A 15,725-nucleotide genomic window follows, 5' to 3' on the forward strand; every position below is an offset into this window, starting at 1 on the left:
AAACAGTGAAATCATCGGTCGTTTAGATTTCATACAAAGCCAAGCTTCTGCAAGATCGTTGAGTTCTGTTGAAGAGGGTATAAACGGTTATAAAAAAGCACTTAACCACTTCAAACAAGCACTTCCTGACGTCATTAGCCAAATTTTCGAAACCAAAAATGACACCCTAATTTCTATATCGGCAATGGCCCTTGGGAGTACCGTTAACATAGCGAGCCAATCTAGCTTTGCTACTAATTTAGGTAGGGTTAATGCGGTGGTGTACACGAAGTCAAACAACTTGAACCGCCCATCATTTGTCACTTTTGACGATAACTTTTCTGACTAGGACATTTAAATCATGGATGCAGTTTTTCCGATAGCGCAACGAGAAGGTGACGCTTACTACACGCTCAGTGATTTTACGAAATTGTTTGATCAAGCTAAGAGCGGTCGTTATTTAATAGGACAAGGGTACGGTTGGCATAGTGGCATTCACTTAACATCAAAAATGTTACCGTGGGGGAAAGGGCTCAGACCTATTCAAGCGATGCTTGATGGAAAAATAGTGGCATTTCGCATAAATCCTGATTACCTAACATCAACGTACCAAGAGCAAGAGTTTAAGTATAGTAATAACTTTGTGCTTATCGAGCATGAGGCTGTAAACCCCGAAGATAATGAAGATGTATTTAAGTTCTATACACTTTATATGCACCTTGCGCCACCTTCAGATATTGGCGCCAATTCATCTATAACCACGCGTTACCGTTTACAAGAAGCGAGAAATGTACGCACTTTCAAACATAGTGATGTGCCTACTAATTCTGGTGAAAAAAAACAGTCGATGTCTAAAGGAACATTACTTGAATACCTGTATGCAGAAGAGAAGGAGACCCATCCATACCAGATCGACAAAAATACCTACAAAATGATAAAGTGCCGTGTGGTAGAGAATGGTAAATCGGCAAGTGGTAGCGAAAAAGCACTGTTAAACAAGATTGTTTGGTTTGCTTCGGGTCTCAATAGTGACTTTGACATTTTAGAAGATTCCTCTGCTGTCCTATCAGAACCAGTTTCAGAACCTAAATGGATGTCGGACAAGGCGGCAATGATTAGGGACGGTAGTGTGGTTTCTTTACTCCCACTCCTATTTAGAGAGGGGATAAAGGTTTCAGCTGGGGAAGATATCGGTTACATGGGACTGCATGAGTACAGTAACGATGCAATTGGAACTAAGAAAGAAGATAATCGTGTGCATATCGAGATGTTCTCTTTTGAGGAGCCGCCCGAATTTTTCAAAAAACAGATTTCTCCCAAAAATGCGGAAGAAAATCCACTTGTTGTTCTCGATGGGGCCGATAGTAGCGGTGCCGTTGATATGAGTAATTCGTTTATTCAGCAATTACTTGAATCTGTGACAGAAGATCAAGTAACGGACTTCTCCTCGTTCACTGCTCGCGATGCCAAAGTATACTTAGACGGTAAGCGTAAACACTTTGAGCGATTTATTGTGAAACATCCTACAGATTGGCATACAGAGTCGTCACAAAGTCTTTATGAATCAATCCATCAGACCGCAAAGGAAGCTCTAGATATTAAGTGCTCCGCTGGTTTTGTGACTATAGAGGACTACCGTAACTCCCCATGGCGCGATCAAGTGATGGATAGCTTTGATCTTTTCTCGCAATTCGAACTGGAAAGAGCAGATAAGTTTTCATGGATGCAAGATTTACATGGTGATTTGCAACTAAGCGATGATAAGAGCCTTTGGCATTATTGGCCTTTTGTAGGAAATCACACCCAAAGTAAATGTTTCTGTAATCGTGATATTTCCAAGAGTTTTTTACTTGAAGTCTTAGGTGGAAAAGAAACTATTTTTGAGAACTCTCATTATGACAGTATGAGAAATGTTTCTTTAGATGAGTTATTAAATAGCTTGAATGACATGTTTAGGACGTATGAAATCGATGATTGTTTGAATAAAATCCACTTTCTGTCTCAAGCATTTCAAGAAAGTGATTTTTTCAAAACGACGGAAGAGTACTATTATAACGGGAAATATCCAGAGAAATGGAATAAGTACAGAGGTGGTGCATTCTATCATGGACGTGGTTTATTACAGATAACACATATAGAAAACTATGCTAAATACTTTGGTGTGAATACTAAAGATCTTACAAAAGAAATGATAGAAAGCGTTGCTAAAGATTTACACACGGCAGTAGATTCTTCAGGGTGGTTTTGGGTAAAAGGTAGTGCTTGGGGAGATATTCGTCCATTCGCTACCAAGAATGATCTATTTCGTGTAACGATCTCAGTAAATGGTGGTTACAATCATTTGTTAGAGAGAAAAAATAACTTATTAAAACTTTCAAAGTTGATTAATTGTAATTCAATATCCGATAACTATGACTTTAGTAAGTTTTATCTTAAGGATAGTTCAATGATCAATAAAAATTACTATAAAAGAAGTAAGAGTGTACATCACAAGCTGGAGTTAATGATAAATGAATAAAATGATTACATTTAGTTTAATCTTTTTATCAACATATTCTTTTGCGGAAAGCAGTATTACGCAAGAGCAAAAATTCACAGAGGCTGAGGGGCCTTTTTGTCAATATTCTCTAAAAGCAAATGGAACTTCATATGATTTTAGCTTTTTTGACTCATGTGGCACAAGCGATTTAATTAAATTGAATGAAGAGCTTTATTTGGTTGACTTGACTAATGGTAATATAAATAGCGAAGCATACTTTATTTTTGACACAGAAAAAAAAGAAGTTCCAAAAGAGATTGGTAGTTTGAACCTTAGTTATGACATTTACGATTATGGTTTTGATATTATCGATCATACATTATTGGACAGAGATAATGGTAAAATAATAAAAAACGCTAATAATAATTATACTGGCGTGTTGTCTTACATTTTCCAGAGAGATAATTTTAATATGAATATACCTAAAGATAGGATTTTGTATTGGAATAGAAATGGAGAAGAGAATTATTGTTCTTCTACAATAGTTTTTTCTGCTAATTATGACGAACATAGGCGAGATGTTTGCTGGAATAGTTTTTCATCAAGATATGAATATGTTGAGATTATTGAAGGTAGAGTAAGTTTAAGGATAAAGGGAGAGTTTGATGGAAGGCAGTTTAAGTTTGATAATAATGGTGAAGAACTGACGATTAATCCATATAATGGAAAGTATAGTACTAACAAAACCAACGAAAAATTCCCTGATGAAGACTATTTTAATATAAAGTGAATATATTGTTTTTATTTTTAATGTAGTTGAAATGCTTAAATTCAATGAAATTTATAAATCAATTGTGATGGTCGGGTTTTCATTTATTGTGTCGTTTTCAAATTTTGTAAGTGCAAGCTGCAACCAAAATTCTGTCATATTTACGTGTGATTTAGAAAATAAAGGTGGCAGTTTGAAAGCTTGCTTTAATCAAGCTGAGAATTCGATGTACTTCGTTGTTGACGAAAATGGGTTGAAAACAGTTTATGCCCCACGAAAGGGGAAGAGTTTAGATAACTATAAATGGATAGATATTTCTCTTGAAGAACCTGAATTCATTCCTTTGAAATTTGAAGTAAATGAAAACAAGAATGCGTACTTTTCATTGACTAGAGGTGGTGGACGGTTGAGTGTCGTTGCTAGCTTCGTTGACATGATTGAAGATGAAAATGCTGTTGAGTACTACTGTGAATTGGGAACTGAAACAGCTCTGGATCCCAACGTTAGATTAAAAATAAAACACGTAAAGCCTAATGAGTTTGAAGCTTGGGGTTAAATAGCAATAGATTCCGGTGAGAGCCTAAATAAAATTCATTGTAATAAAAAGTTAGCTTTTCTAGAAAATCTACTCGAGACGTTTGGATAAGAAATGTTCAGATAAAAAGCGCCGAAAGGCGCTTTTTATTTTCTTTAAAATAAAGTATGGTCTCCCTCCTTTTAAAATGGTAAGTGTTGAATAATTATACAGTGGTTAGGTAAATGAATAAAATAACTAAACTCGCTTTGGCTTTGTCCGTATTGACATCTGTTGTTGGGTGTCAACTGGTCTCAAATACGCCGATGCAATCGACAGCAACGAAGGAAATAATTGAAAAAGCAAAGGCAGAGTTTGATGGACAACGTTTTTATAAGTTGAATGAATATGATGAAGAAATCAACGTTTCAGATGACGGGGTCATTACCTTCAAGTCTTACTTACCACGCAGTGGCGGCTATGAATGGGTACCAATTGTTATACGCGATACTAGTTTTCGTGTTTCTTGCGATTATTTCAGTGAATATGTTGAAGCTGGAATGGTTGTTCAGGTTCAGTTTGTAGGTAAACGCGGGCGCATTGAAAATTACGACAAGCAACGTTGTGAAGAGTACGGTGAGCCAACATGGCAATAAGATCTATGGATAATTAAAGCGCCGACAGGCGCTTTTTATTTACGTTTTAGTTAACCGTTAGAAAAGATGTAGACCAATCTTCGGAAGATTAGGCAAGCAATGCGTAGTATCTGGTCACAAGTTGGTATGAACTTGCCTTTTAGAAAACGCTAATAAAATCGCTAAACAGCTACATGATAATAGAACGACACCTAAGTTTTGTACTGTTTCAGCCATCGCTAATCCCGTCCCGATCATGATGTAGTACATGAGCCCAAATAAAGCGCCTGCGCTGCCAACCTGTTGTTTATAATTAACGAGTGCATCACTGAGTATGTTGGGTATCGCAATCCCGTAAGACATGACGACTAACACCATTGGAGCAACAAACCAGATTGATTGGTTCAGAATCAACACACCGACTGATCCAACGCTAATCAATATTGCTGAGAACCAAAGTAGCTGGCTTTTTTGAACATTTTTGGACACTAGGGATTTGTTTAAATAACTCCCAAGCAGAGTGCCTAACCCCAGTACCATGCCACTGTATCCAAATTGTTCGGAGTTATACCCAAGTGCTGAGAAAGTAAATGCGCCAAGCTGGTAATAAGAAAATAGAGCAATGTTATACAAAGCAACCAGTAATCCTGAGCGCCAAATTCGCGCGTCTCTTACCATTTTCCAGCTAAGTTGATGCAACCGTACTGGTGTCTGTTCCTTCTGTGTTTCAGGAAGCTTAATAACGTTATAAGCGAACAATACTAACGCGATTAAAAACAAGGCAAAAAATACATAACGGTATCCACCAAGCGCTGTAAGCTGCCCGCCTAATAGCATGCCAACTACCGGGCTGATTGATATACCCATCCCCATTAAGCTGAAGACTTTACTCAGTTCTTGACCGTCAAACGCGTCACGAAGCATGGTCTGTGTGACAACGGATCCTACCGCGATACCAAATGCGCTTAGGGCTCGCGCGGCCATGACAACAGCAAAGCTTTCGGTTTGAGTTGCGAGTAAAGATGCGCAACCATAGATAAAGAGCCCAATAAGCATGGTGGGCCTTCTTCCCAGTTTATCTGCGAGAACTCCCCAAACTACAACGCCAATGGCAAAAGCTAGGAAGTAAATCGACAATGTTTGGGCTGCTTGTGCGTGGTTTACATCAAATGATAGAGCGATTGAGCTCAACGCTGGGCTATAGATGGTTTCTACAATTTGCGGAAACATCAACATAACCAGCATGAGCCATAAAGAGGGCTTAGTATTCATATTGTTACCCATCGTTAATGAAGTTGGCGGGCAGTATAAATGAGGCTATGATTGATCTAATAACAACATAAAAACCAAATACATCAATATTCGGACAAAATGGCGCTTATTAACGAAAAAACACAATTTGATGCAGACAAGATTACTAATTATGTAGTGGGAATTGCTGCGGATATTGGCAAGCACGACTCAGGTATGCATATGCACAAGAAAGGGCAGTTATTGTACGCACCTCAAGGTTGTATGAGTTTTGCTCTGGAAGACTCGATTTGTATTTTGCCACCGACAAAGGCGGTTTGGATCCCACCTAATACGCCGCATCGTGCACTAATGACGAATGTGGTGGCGTATCGATCTTTGTATTTTGATTGTGAGGAGTTTGCCTGTCCGAGTAAGATCGCGATGATAGAAGTGAATAATTTACTCCAAGCTCTTATTGATAAAATGTCATTTTGGGAGTGGGATAAGCCTAGCAGCGAGATGGTAAATACGACGGCGCTTTTTTGGGAGGAGTTTTATGCTGCGAAACGTTATTCGTTTCAGTTGCCTTTGCCATCGCATCGGCGCTTAACAACGTTTCGTCGAGAGTTGGTTGAACCTTCATTTCTAGCTCCTTCGCTTACTACTCTTGCAAGCAAAGTTGGGGCAAGCACCAAGACGGTAACACGATTATTTAAGTCGGAAACGGGTATGAATTATCAAGATTGGCGGCAACAGTGGAGGCTTTTAAAAGCAGTTGAATTGTTATCAACGGGCATGCCAGTCAGCGCAGTTGCCGATTGGCTGGAGTTTTCGTCAGACAGTGCATTTATTGCATTTTTCAAAAAGCAAACTGGACAAACACCTCTGACGTTTATGAAAACCAAGCCTTAAGAGTCAAAATGCTCACACTCTTTCTAGAACAACCCCCAGGTTCACAGGCTCAGCCTATAAAGCATACATAGACAGGTACCAACGTGCAGGTTACTTGTCTTTACTCTGCAGTTTGCGAAAGTATTGCGTGGTAAAATCAACAAAGGCTCGGATGCGTTTTGGTTGATGTCGGTCGTGATGATAAAGGAGTGAAAATTCCACACTCGGAATGCTCCAATTGGTAAACACTTCTTTTAGCTTGCCTGTCTGGAGTTCTTGTTGACAATAAAGTGCTGGCACACGGATGATGCCATTTCCCGCCAAGGCTGCTTTTATCATTACTCTGCCACTCTTACATCGTAACTGTCCACGTATCTGGTGTTCCGTTGACTGCTTTGTATTCGTGTTCTCAAATGCCCACCGTGTCACACTACCTGTCAAACAAACGTGTTTTTCTAAGTCCTTTGGATGCGAAGGATAGCCATATGTTTCTAAATAGTTTGGGCTTGCGTATGTCCCCATTTCCACATCGATCAGTTTGCGAGCGATAAAGTTGGAGTCGTCTAACTTTCCCATTCGAAAAGCGATATCGAATTCATCCGCGATTAAATCGACACGATGGCTACTAAAATCTAAGTTAATGCTCACTTGTGGGTGTTGGATTAGAAACTGAGCAACGATATCTGCGACAACGTCTTCTCCTAAATAGCCCCCCACACAGTTGATACGAATGTCACCTCTTAAGTCTTCTACATCATCAACCACTGCCATAACAGCTTGATCAATATTGTGAAGGGCAGTTTCACACTGTTTATACAGAACCTTGCCTGCTTCGGTGAGGTTCAGTGTTCGAGTGGTCCTTTGTAGCAAAGTGACACCAATCTGTTGCTCCAGATTTGTTATTTGACGTGAAACGTGTGAGCGAGAAACGCCAAGTTGCTCTGCTGCTTTCGTGAAGTTTCCTAGTTGAGCGATTAGGACGAAAGAGCGAATATCCGCAAGGTTGATGTGTGTTTGCATGATGATTTCTTCATAATTCAAAAAAGTATTGTTGCAGTATAACAACAGTGTTTCAACTAGGTCGGTATATATCAACAAACAAAGTTTTCTTAAACTTACCGCCACTGATGTAAACCGTTCGATTAAGGATTCAAAATGAAAAAGTTAATTGTTATTACAGGCGCTAGTTCAGGCATTGGTGAAGCGATTGCACGTCACTTCAGTGAACAGGGCCATGCTCTTCTTTTGTTAGCAAGACGTGTAGAACGTTTGGAAGCATTAAACTTACCAAATACGCTTTGTGAAAAGGTAGATGTGACCGACAAAGCTTCTTTTGAGGCTGCAATTGAGAAAGCTGAAGCGTTGTATGGTCCGGTAGATGCACTTGTAAATAACGCAGGCGTTATGCTTCTAGGTCAGATAGATACTCAGGAAGCATCGGAGTGGAAGCGCATGTTTGATGTGAACGTAATTGGTTTGCTCAATGGCATGCAGTCCGTCCTAGCACCTATGAAAGCACGTAACAGTGGTACGATCATTAACATCAGCTCTATCGCGGGCAAGAAAACATTCCCTGATCATGCTGCTTATTGCGGTACCAAATTTGCGGTTCATGCTATTTCTGAAAACGTACGTGAAGAAGTTGCGTCATCGAATGTTCGCGTTACGACGATTGCACCTGGTGCAGTGGAAACGGAATTACTTTCACATACAACGTCTCAAGATATTAAAGATGGTTATGACGCCTGGAAGGTGGATATGGGCGGCGTGTTGGCAGCAGACGACATTGCACGAGCAGTGCTGTTTGCTTATCAGCAACCGCAAGGTGTATGTGTTCGTGAAATTGCTTTGGCACCGACAAAACAACAACCTTAACATTGAGTTACGGCGATTTTAGGTCACTAAAGCCGTAAAACTTTGCATATCGATTCGTGATTGAGATGGCATCTTTAAACTAAGTTGCGTGAAAATTTAGGTCATCCATTTAAATCCGGACACTAAGTGTGTTATTGCTTATACCCAAGTTACTCAAGGTGAGAAAAAACTTTGAGTAATTTGGGTTTTTATTTGGTCTCAATTTTAGGTAGCGGAATTTATTTAGGTCGAAGGCGATAGTTGTGAAGAAAGGAGAGTGTGACGTAAAACAAAATGAAGCAATATCCGTCTCTTAATGAGAATTGATTTCATCAACGTCACAAGCCGTTACAATTATCCGTTAGGTATTATACTTTGTGGATGGTTAATATTTAACCAAACAAGGAGGTGTGTATGAAACGATTCGCAAACATACTTTTTGCAACACAAGGATTGCCAGGCCATAGTGACGCCCTCGAACAAGCGATGAGGATTGCATCTAGCAACAAAGTGCCTGTCTCAGGGCTAATAGCGTGTCCTGATTTCCCAACAGACATGATCCAGTATCAGCAAAGTTATGAGCAATCGCTGCAAGACTCCCTCAAACAAAGTATTCACGAATACAGACAGAAGCTGGGACTCTCTGAAGAGGATCTCGCATTTCCTCTTACTGTGAAAAGCAGTGAAAAGCCCGCTGTCTGTATTATTCAAGAAGCATTAGCTGATAACAAAGATCTCATCATCAAAGAAGCTGAACCGCTCGGTGAAGGTGCTGAGGGTTTCAAAGCTATTGATATGACTCTGTTACGAAAATGCCCTTGTCCGCTTTGGTTGCACCGACCAATTGATAAGCCAAGAGATAAACGCCGTGTTGCTGTGGCTATCGACCCATTAACGGCAAGCGATGAACAGCACTCATTAGCCGTGCGTTTACTCGAATTATCGCGTTCGATAGCCGACACCTGCGATAGTCGTTTACACGTGATTTCTTGCTGGGAGTATTACTTAGAAAACTACCTTAATGGTAACGCTTGGATTCAAGTCGATGATGCTGAGTTGAAACATGAACTCGATAAGGCAAAAGCCGATCATAAACAAGCTCTGCAACAGCTGTTGGAGGAGTCTGGGATTACAGGTGAAATTGTGATTCACCACCTGCATGGAAAACCCGACGAAAAGATTCCAGATTACGTAGAGAGTATTGAGGTAGACGTGCTGGTAATGGGAACCTTAGCGAGAACTGGTATATCTGGCTATGTTATTGGTAATACGGCTGAAAATATTTTGCAATCGATTAACTGTAGTTTGGTCGCTCTTAAGCCCGATGGTTTTGTCTCACCGATTCAGTAATTGGGGTGTAACAAAGTTGGGTTTAAGTGATGTTTTAGGTAAAGGAGGGAGATGGATCTCTAGAACATGGAATTATCAATGTATCAATAAGTTATCAGAGGAGAGTGACATGAAAAACCTATGCCCGAAATGCCACACAGAAATGATAGAACGTTCGAATGTTTATGTTTGTCCGAGAAATGATATCGGTGACTGCACCTACGATGCATTCGAGTTAGCTGATGACGATAATCCATATACATTCAGCCAAGAACACGTAAGTAGTGACCTACGTTCTTATGCCGTAGCAGACAGCAAATAGCGGTTTGTATCGGCGTTCCTCTAAGTAGCACTCAGTGATTACTGTTTGCTACTTTTCCCTTGGTTTCATGATCGTTTTTGAAGCGCTTGGGCTAAAACAATACAGTGGAGTTTGTCATTTGCGCCGGATAGGGCGTATCTTCTTATAATAACGAATGGGCTGCGATGTTGAATAACATAACGGGTAAAGAAAACCTACCGAAAAACCTAGATAATCAGTTGGTCTTACTGATTTTCCCTGCGCTGCCAGTTTTAATCTTCTCTTTTCTCTTCTATATCTATACTCCTGCAGGCGTGAGCTGGAATGCGGAATGGATACCAAGCCTCGATATCAACCTTAGCTTTAGATTAGATGGTCTTTCATTTCTTTTTGCGGGACTGATCAGTGGGATTGGCGCACTGATTCAAATCTACGCTTTGGCTTATTTACGAGAAAGTGATAGCCGGTTTTCCTTTCATTTGTATCTAACCCTATTCATGCTTGCCATGCTAGGGATTGTGATGAGCGATAACATTCTGTTGTTATTTGTTTTCTGGGAACTCACCACCATCACTTCTTACTTACTGATCGGGTTTAATCACGAAAATAAAACGTCTCGGAAAAACGCCTTGCAGTCGCTGATTGTTACCGGTGCTGGTGGACTAGCGTTGCTAGCTGGTCTTATCTTGCTGGGAGCAATGGCAGGGAGTTATGAGCTAAATACCATTATCGAGCAGGCAGACACTATTGCGCAGCATGAATGGTTTATCCCATCTCTAGTGCTCATACTACTCGGTGCATTTACTAAATCTGCGCAATTCCCGTTTCATTTTTGGCTACCTAACGCGATGGCAGCTCCCACTCCGGTCAGTGCGTATTTACACTCGGCAACAATGGTAAAGGCAGGCATTTACCTATTAGCACGTTTATCGCCAGTTTATGCCCACAGCGAGATCTGGTTTTATGCTTTAGTCATCACTGGGAGTATCACGGCCATTTGGTGCACATTTGTCGCATTAAAACAAACTGACTTGAAGCTGATGCTAGCCTACAGCACGAATGTTGCTTTGGGTAAATTAACATTATTACTAGGTATGGGCACAGATTTGGCCGTTAGTGCAGTATTGATGTTTATTCTCGCTCACTCTTTCTATAAAGCTGCGCTGTTTATGGTGGTGGGTAATATCGACAAAGCGACAGGAACACGAGATATTGATCAATTGTACGGCCTGAAGTCAGTTCTCGTCATCAGCATGGTTGCGGGGAGTTTGGCTGCATTGTCTAAAGCGGGGTTCCCGCCGTTGTTAGGCTTTTTGAGCAAAGAATACATGTACAAGTCCGCAGTAGAGCTCAATAACTGGATCGCCTTTGTACTTTTAATCGTGAATATACTGATGGTCGCGCTAACCATTATGCTTATTGCGAGACCATTCTTTGCTCGCCGTGATCTCGTGCCGATTGAAACTAAGCCAGTTGAGACAAAAAAAGCCATGTGGATCTCGCCTTTGCTCTTGGCAGTTGGCAGCCTCCTAGTTCCGTTATTCGGTTTGAATTGGTTAGATCGCAATATTATTTTTCCGGGCTCTGCTGACATTCTGCCCACAGCAACTCTTAAAGAGACATCACTATGGCATGGCGTGAATGTACCGTTAGTGTTAAGCGTTATTACGCTAGCGTTGGGGTATGTGGTGTACCGTGTTTATCCTACTGTGTCTGCATTTTTTCAGCGGCTACATCTATTCGTCCCCAAAGCGGAGAATATTTTTGAACGACTATTAGATGGCATGATGACAGTGGCGAAGTGGCAAACGGCGCGGTTACAGCAAAAGAAATTGAGTCGCTATGTCCTATTATTTTTCACGGTACTTGCCGTTGCGTTACTGAGTCAGGTAGCGCTTATTCCTCTGCCTTTGGTTGGCGAACTTTCAAGTGTCACTTTCTATGAGATTGGTATTGCATTATTGTTGATTGGTGCTGCGCTCGTATGTACGTTGTCCCACGCAAGACTTCTTGCGATTTCTGCGCTTGGTATGATTGGCTTCATGACCACGCTTGTTTTTATGATTTATAGCGCCCCGGACGTTGCGAAGACTTTACTGTTAGTGGAAACATTAATGGTGGTCTTTCTTGCATTGTTAATGCGTCATATGCCACGTCTAACCACCGTGCCTAAGCATTCAATAAAACGTAAAGTAGCGAATATTTGCATAGCAGGTGTGATAGGTGTTTCGGTTACTTTACTTTTGTTAGGAATCACGTCTCAGCCGATGGACTCTTCGGTGTCAGATTTCTTTGCAGAAAACAGTGTCCCGGGTGGACATGGGCGAAACATTGTTAACGTTATTCTGGTCGACTTTCGCGCATTTGATACATTGGGAGAAGTTGTTGTCGTTGTTATTGCAGGGATTGCTGCAGTGAGTTTGCTTAAGACAAGAGCGAAAAAGCAAAATCGTATCCAATCATTAATTTTTGCAACCACGGCACACATTGTTTCGGCACTCATGCTCGTATTTTCAGTGTATCTGTTGTTACGTGGTCATAACGAACCGGGTGGTGGCTTTATTGGTGCGTTGATTGCCGTTATTGGTTTATCACTTCTCATGTTCGCGGAATCACCGAAATACGTTCGTTCTAGGTTGTATTTCAAACCGTTTCTCATTGCGTTATCTGGCATCGCATTGAGCTTAGTTTCTGGTGCTTTGAGCTTTGCGTTTGATAAACCGTTTTTGACCGGACTGTGGTGGAAAGACGTGATACCACTAGGGACGCCATTGGTTTTTGATGTTGGTGTTTACCTTGCCGTTATAGGTGGCGTGATGGGTATGCTGCTTCGTATTAATGAGGAGCTAGAGTGATGGAAATAGTCTGGAGTGTTGTCGTTGGAGTATTTGTCGCAGCAGGTGTTTATTTAATGCTTGAAAAGCATATCTTGCGCCTTTTGTTCGGCATCATGTTACTCAGTAGTGCGGTTAACCTTGCTATTTTTACCGCTGGAAGGCTGACGCCCGGAGAGCCGCCATTGATTGGCGATAATGCTCTTTTACCACCAGATAGCGCGGCAAATCCTTTACCTCAAGCGCTTATCTTAACTGCGATAGTCATCGGTTTTGGACTACTTATTTTTGCTTTAATGCTGTTCTATCGAGCTTATAAAGACACTGGAACTGCAAACGTCGATGAAATGCAACGTTCTGAGGAGGGTCAATGAGTTCGATTTTGCTTACGTTACCGGTTGTTCTCTCGCTGAGTACGGCGTTGACTATCTTCTTCGTCCGTCGCTCAACAAAAAGTGTTGAGTGGTTGAGCGGTGTAAGTGCGACTTCGAACCTTTTCGTTGCGGGCTTTCTCACAGAAAACATCATAAGTAATGGTATTCAAGCCGTTGCTTTTGGTCAGTGGAGTGCGCCATTTGGTATCGTGTTTGTCGCAGATTACCTCAGCGTTGCTATGGTGATGATAACGGCGGTGATTGGTGCGATATGTGTTTTCTACGCGATGGCGGACCTTCACCGAAAGCCCTCCTATAGCAATTACCATGCGTTAATGCACGTGTTGCTTGCTGGCGTTTATGGTGCTTTCCTGACTGGAGATATTTTTAATCTGTATGTTTGGTTTGAGGTCATGCTCATTTCATCATTTGGTTTAATGGTGTTAGATGCAACGAAAACTCAAGTTGATGGTGCAGTAAAGTACGTGATGTTGAACCTGATTTCGACGCTGGTATTTTTGCTTGCTATCGGCTTGTTGTATGGCGCAACGGGCACCTTGAACTTGGCCGATCTCTACACCAAAGTAGGGGAAAATGAATTGAGCATCAACATGATGCTGTCCGCGCTATTTTTGTTTGCCTTTTCTATTAAAGCGGCACTCTTTCCTTTATTTGCTTGGTTGCCAGCTTCTTATCACACGTTACCAAGCGGTGTGGTGGCACTGTTTGCCGCGTTGCTTACTAAAGTCGGTGTATACGCGTTGATAAGAGTCTTCACCTTAGTATTTCCGCTCGCCGAGAGTGGCTGGCAACCGACGTTAATTTGGGTCGCAGGGCTAACCATGTTAACGGGCGTTTTAGGAGCGGCTAGCCAATTCGACATTAAGAAAATTCTTTCTTTTCATATTATTAGCCAAATAGGCTATATGATCATGGGGTTGGCTATTTACACTCCCTTAGCTTTAGCCGGTGCCATTTTCTACATTGTTCATCACATCATTGTAAAAGCGAATTTGTTCTTAATAGGTGGATTCATCGAGCGCAAATATGGCTCTAGTCAACTTGAACATTTGGGTGGGGTATATAAAGCTATGCCTTGGTTGGCGTTCTTGTTTCTTGTGCCTGCGTTTTCTCTGGCCGGTTTTCCACCGCTATCGGGTTTCTGGGGAAAGCTATTGGTCATCAAGTCGAGCATACAGGCTGAATATTACTGGTTAGCAGGTACCGCGTTATTGGTGGGGTTGCTTACTGTCTACTCGATGACGAAAATTTGGAGTGAGGCATTTTGGAAAAAGCCATTTAGAGAGAAGCCAGAACAGACTCTGCAGGCCAAAGTACATTGGTTGTACTGCGTTCCAATTATTGTATTGACGACGTTGACGCTAATCATTGGCTTAGTGGCGGAGCCTTTTTATCAATTTTCCGTTCAAGCTGCAGAACAACTGTTAAATCCGACTGAATACATCAGAGTGGTGTTAGGAGGAAATACATGATCTATCTATTCCTCAATTTTTTCTTAGCGTTAGCGTGGATGATGCTTAATGGCAGCTATTCGAGTCTGAATTTTGTTGTCGGATTTACGGTCGGTTTTTTTGCTTTAAGGTTGAGTCAACCATTTGGATTGAAAACGAGCTATTTTCAACGTTTTGCATCTGCATTGAAGTTATTGATGTACTTCGCTTATGAAATGGTTATATCGGTTGCGAAAGTGGTGTGGGACGTTGTGACACCTACTCATTTGAGTCAGCCTGATATCGTTTATGTCCCTCTGGAGGTCGATTCTGATCTAGAAATCTCATTACTGGCGAACATGGTTTCTTTAACACCGGGCACGCTTAGTTTGGATGTTACGGCTGATAAAAAGTATCTTATCGTTCATGCCATGTTTGCACCTGAACATGAAGAGGTTATTCGCGGAATTAAAGATGGGTTAGAGCATCGAATTTTGGAGGTGACGCGTGGATAGTTGGCTGCAAATAACGGTCACTTTTGCCTATTCTGGGCTACTACTCAGCTTTGTTATGGCTTTTGCTCGTTTAATTCTAGGACCAACGCTAGCTGATCGAGTTGTGGCGTTAGATCTGATTTCATTTATCACTATCGGATTTATTACGGTTTACACCTTAGACAGCGGTGAGGACGCTCTGTTAGATATCGCCATTACATTAGGTTTGGTTGCATTTCTCGGCACGATCGCATTTGCACGTTTGATCGTTAAAAGAAAGGAGAAAGAATAATGGACGTGTTGATTGGACTATTTTTATGCTTAGGAACATTGTTGACCTTGATTGCAAGTCTAGGTGTTCTGAGGCTTCCGGATTTGTATACCCGAATGCATGCAGCGACCAAAGCTGGGACCGTCGGAGTGAGCTGCTTGTTATTAGCGGTCGCTTTCTCACTCCCTGAAGTTACCGTGATCTCTCGGGTTATGGGTACGATGTTGTTTATCGTTCTCACTGCGCCAGTCGCCTCCCACCTGCTCGGCAGAGCAATGCGAGAGGTCGGATATAAGATTTGGCGCAATGATTAACCA

Annotated in this window: 16 protein-coding genes; 14 read left to right on the top strand and 2 right to left on the bottom strand. The window is 41.5% G+C overall.

What is annotated here, in order from left to right:
- Window positions 1–340 precede the first annotated feature (340 nt).
- The 4 genes from R7E00_RS02070 (at window position 341) to R7E00_RS02085 (ending at window position 4,397) form a co-directional block, all read left to right on the top strand.
- Window positions 341–2,497 (top strand): hypothetical protein, encoded by a 2,157-nt coding sequence (locus tag R7E00_RS02070; protein WP_005373349.1) that lies wholly within the window; start codon window positions 341–343, stop codon window positions 2,495–2,497.
- Window positions 2,490–3,248, top strand: coding sequence for a hypothetical protein (locus R7E00_RS02075; protein WP_005373345.1), 759 nt, complete (start codon window positions 2,490–2,492; stop codon window positions 3,246–3,248). The genes R7E00_RS02070 and R7E00_RS02075 overlap by 8 nt, the downstream gene beginning before the upstream one ends.
- A gap of 31 nt (window positions 3,249–3,279) precedes the next feature.
- Window positions 3,280–3,783, top strand: coding sequence for a hypothetical protein (locus tag R7E00_RS02080; protein WP_005373343.1), 504 nt, complete (start codon window positions 3,280–3,282; stop codon window positions 3,781–3,783).
- A gap of 203 nt (window positions 3,784–3,986) precedes the next feature.
- Window positions 3,987–4,397: a hypothetical protein gene (locus tag R7E00_RS02085; RefSeq protein WP_054577796.1), complete on the top strand. Its 411-nt coding sequence runs from the start codon at window positions 3,987–3,989 to the stop codon at window positions 4,395–4,397.
- 114 nt (window positions 4,398–4,511) lie between these two features.
- On the opposite strand, the gene R7E00_RS02090 is transcribed toward R7E00_RS02085, so the two are convergent.
- A complete protein-coding gene (locus R7E00_RS02090) occupies window positions 4,512–5,648 on the bottom strand; it encodes a multidrug effflux MFS transporter (RefSeq protein ID WP_262606344.1) in 1,137 nt (378 codons plus the stop codon).
- A gap of 99 nt (window positions 5,649–5,747) precedes the next feature.
- Here R7E00_RS02090 and R7E00_RS02095 point away from each other — a divergent pair, with 99 nt between their 5' ends.
- A complete protein-coding gene (locus tag R7E00_RS02095; RefSeq protein ID WP_017820362.1) occupies window positions 5,748–6,521 on the top strand; it encodes an AraC family transcriptional regulator in 774 nt (257 codons plus the stop codon).
- Between the two features lie 90 nt (window positions 6,522–6,611).
- On the opposite strand, the gene R7E00_RS02100 is transcribed toward R7E00_RS02095, so the two are convergent.
- Window positions 6,612–7,520: a LysR family transcriptional regulator gene (locus tag R7E00_RS02100; protein ID WP_005373334.1), complete on the bottom strand. Its 909-nt coding sequence runs from the start codon at window positions 7,518–7,520 to the stop codon at window positions 6,612–6,614.
- Window positions 7,521–7,655: 135 nt separating this feature from the next.
- Here R7E00_RS02100 and R7E00_RS02105 point away from each other — a divergent pair, with 135 nt between their 5' ends.
- From R7E00_RS02105 to mnhG, 9 genes are all read left to right on the top strand, one after another.
- Complete coding sequence (locus R7E00_RS02105; RefSeq protein ID WP_005373333.1) at window positions 7,656–8,375, top strand: SDR family oxidoreductase; 720 nt, start codon at window positions 7,656–7,658, stop codon at window positions 8,373–8,375.
- A gap of 393 nt (window positions 8,376–8,768) precedes the next feature.
- Window positions 8,769–9,704 carry a universal stress protein gene (locus R7E00_RS02110; RefSeq protein ID WP_005373330.1) on the top strand — a complete coding sequence of 312 codons (936 nt, stop codon included), beginning with the start codon at window positions 8,769–8,771 and terminating at the stop codon, window positions 9,702–9,704.
- A gap of 109 nt (window positions 9,705–9,813) precedes the next feature.
- The gene (locus tag R7E00_RS02115) at window positions 9,814–10,005 is read left to right on the top strand and encodes a hypothetical protein (RefSeq protein ID WP_005373328.1); all 192 of its coding nucleotides are present in this window, start codon (window positions 9,814–9,816) and stop codon (window positions 10,003–10,005) included.
- A gap of 164 nt (window positions 10,006–10,169) precedes the next feature.
- A complete protein-coding gene (gene mbhE / locus R7E00_RS02120) occupies window positions 10,170–12,839 on the top strand; it encodes a hydrogen gas-evolving membrane-bound hydrogenase subunit E (RefSeq protein WP_017820361.1) in 2,670 nt (889 codons plus the stop codon).
- Complete coding sequence (locus tag R7E00_RS02125) at window positions 12,839–13,192, top strand: Na+/H+ antiporter subunit C (RefSeq protein WP_017633704.1); 354 nt, start codon at window positions 12,839–12,841, stop codon at window positions 13,190–13,192. Before mbhE ends, R7E00_RS02125 begins: the two co-directional genes overlap by 1 nt.
- On the top strand, window positions 13,189–14,685 hold the full coding sequence (locus tag R7E00_RS02130; RefSeq protein ID WP_213967565.1) for a Na+/H+ antiporter subunit D: 1,497 nt from the start codon (window positions 13,189–13,191) through the stop codon (window positions 14,683–14,685). The genes R7E00_RS02125 and R7E00_RS02130 overlap by 4 nt, the downstream gene beginning before the upstream one ends.
- Entirely contained in the window at window positions 14,682–15,158 is a 477-nt protein-coding gene (locus R7E00_RS02135) for a Na+/H+ antiporter subunit E (RefSeq protein ID WP_054865529.1), read from the top strand. The genes R7E00_RS02130 and R7E00_RS02135 overlap by 4 nt, the downstream gene beginning before the upstream one ends.
- On the top strand, window positions 15,151–15,429 hold the full coding sequence (locus tag R7E00_RS02140) for a cation:proton antiporter (RefSeq protein ID WP_005373317.1): 279 nt from the start codon (window positions 15,151–15,153) through the stop codon (window positions 15,427–15,429). Before R7E00_RS02135 ends, R7E00_RS02140 begins: the two co-directional genes overlap by 8 nt.
- Window positions 15,429–15,722 (top strand): monovalent cation/H(+) antiporter subunit G, encoded by a 294-nt coding sequence (gene mnhG, locus R7E00_RS02145; RefSeq protein WP_054865530.1) that lies wholly within the window; start codon window positions 15,429–15,431, stop codon window positions 15,720–15,722. The genes R7E00_RS02140 and mnhG overlap by 1 nt, the downstream gene beginning before the upstream one ends.
- Window positions 15,723–15,725: the final 3 nt, after the last annotated feature.

The sequence above is a fragment of the Vibrio sp. Vb1755 genome (assembly GCF_033338635.1).
Classification (GTDB): domain Bacteria; phylum Pseudomonadota; class Gammaproteobacteria; order Enterobacterales; family Vibrionaceae; genus Vibrio; species Vibrio alginolyticus.